This is a genomic window from Spiroplasma sp. hy2, from assembly GCF_044714365.1.
Lineage (GTDB): Bacteria > Bacillota_I > Bacilli_A > Mycoplasmatales > Mycoplasmataceae > Spiroplasma > Spiroplasma phoeniceum.
The window spans coordinates 1-1944 of record NZ_RXFZ02000182.1 but is presented as its reverse complement, the minus strand read 5'-3'; the positions used below and the strand labels follow the sequence as shown (position 1 = coordinate 1944).

General features: G+C 26.0%; 2 protein-coding genes and 1 pseudogene. 2 read left to right on the top strand and 1 reads right to left on the bottom strand.

All coding sequences use genetic code 4. From position 1 onward, the window contains the following. Window positions 1-231: 231 nt before the first annotated feature. Window positions 232-471, bottom strand: coding sequence for a hypothetical protein (locus EHV01_RS05140; RefSeq protein WP_422066518.1), 240 nt, complete (start codon window positions 469-471; stop codon window positions 232-234). A 467-nt stretch (window positions 472-938) separates the two neighbouring features. Between EHV01_RS05140 and EHV01_RS05135 the strand changes: the two are divergent. Further along, window positions 939-1266, top strand: a pseudogene (locus EHV01_RS05135) (uridine kinase); the annotation flags it as partial. 81 nt (window positions 1267-1347) lie between these two features. After that, complete coding sequence (gene greA / locus EHV01_RS05130) at window positions 1348-1818, top strand: transcription elongation factor GreA (RefSeq protein ID WP_422066517.1); 471 nt, start codon at window positions 1348-1350, stop codon at window positions 1816-1818. The last annotated feature ends 126 nt before the right edge of the window (window positions 1819-1944 follow it).

Here is a 1944-nt window from a genome sequence, read left to right as displayed (position 1 = left end):
MRCTGACTTTGTGGTTTTTAAACCGCTGTCACTTCTAAGAAGTAATATCTATCGCAAATTTATTTATAAAGTGTCCATCTCTATATTTATTGTGGTTCGATGTTGACTTTGCACTTATCACGACTATCGCTTGTTAAAGTGTCTATTATTTCCGGACTGATTACCGCTGGGCTAGACCGCCTATGTGGAATAAAAGCACTTAGTTATTTAAAATAACCGTCCCAGACTGCATTAAGTTGTTTTATAAAATCAAAGTTTTAACAAACCAGTTTCATAATCAAAGATAATTTTTGAATTTTCTAAGCGTTTATAAAACCGCTTTTGTGTTTTATCTTTTACTTTATTCAATAAATATTTATGTTTTTCACAAGTTCATAAAACTTTATTTGATACAAACTCTTCGGTAATGAATGATACTTTTTTATAACAATCATTAACATCACATATTTTTTGTTGCTTATTAATTTTCATTACTCATTCCTTTCTTTGATGTTATTTTTTTATTTATTAGCCAAATTAATTAATTTAAACAGAGAAAAGACAACACCTTAAATTAGGAGAAAAAACAGATACACTTTGTAAAGATTTCTAAGATATTTAATAAATGTGTAATACAACTTTTAAAAAGTTAACAAAAGTTGTGATAAAAAGTTTCTATTTTAAGAATTTAAGATGCTGTCCTTTCTCTGAATTAATTAATAATTATGGGTTTACAAATAAAAAAACAACCCTTTAATAAGAGTTGTTTTGGCGCGTTTCGTTTTACAGTTTACACCTGTTAATCGGAATAATTCTTTATCATTAATAAAATCAAATTTATCAAATTTCATAATTTTAGATTCCTATAATTTCTATTTTAAATATATTTTATAGGAATTTTAAAATAACTAGGTTATGCAAGAAGTCTAATTTCTAATCGCTCAATCCAAACAACGGAAATAAAAAGTGGTGATGTGATTATTCTTGATGGTATTTTAGGTTTAGCATTAGAAGAAATTCGTAAATTATCGGATATTAAAATCTTTATTAAAACAGAAGATGATATTCGTTTTATTCGACGTTTAACACGTGATTTATCAGAACGGGGGCGAACAGTTGAAAGTATTATTAATCAGTATTTAACAACAGTAAAACCAATGCATGAGTACTTTGTTGAGCCAAGTATTAAATATGCCGATATTTATTGTGCCATATTATGAAGGAAATGAAATTGCAATTGATATGATTGCAACAAAAATTAAGGCTTTATTACTTGATAAAAAATAAAAAACCCCATTATTATTGCTTTTTTTAAGGTATAATAATGATTGTTGTAATTAAAAAACAGAGAGGAACGGAGAGAACACCATGAATGAAGAAATTTTGTTAACTAAAGAGGGAATTAAAGACTTACAAAAAGAATTAGATAATTTAATTAATGTTATTCGTCCCGAAGTTATTGAAGAGTTAAAAGAAGCTCGTGCACAGGGAGACTTATCAGAAAATGCTGATTATGATGCAGCACGAAACCGTCAAGCGGAAGTTGAAGGACGAATTAAAGAAATTGAATCACTATTAACAAAAGCAAAAGAAATTAAGGAAGTTAAATCAAAAACAGGAATTATTAAATTGGGGAGTACAGTAACATTTACTAATTTATTGATTAATAAAAAATATGAATTAAAAATTGTTGGTGCTGTTGAAGCTAATCCTTTTGAAAATACAATTTCAAATGAATCACCAATTGCAAAAGTTATTATTGGCAAAAAAGTTGGAGATTTAGTTGAAATTAAGGGAATTCAAGAACCTTATAAAGTTAAAATTTTAACTGTAGAATAAATAATAAAAAAACATTAGACTTCTTGCATAACCTATTAAAATAATTGTAAATATTTTTAAAAAGATACTAATAGCAAATTATAATTTTAATTAATTATGTCTTTTATTTAAAAATTTAATANWATM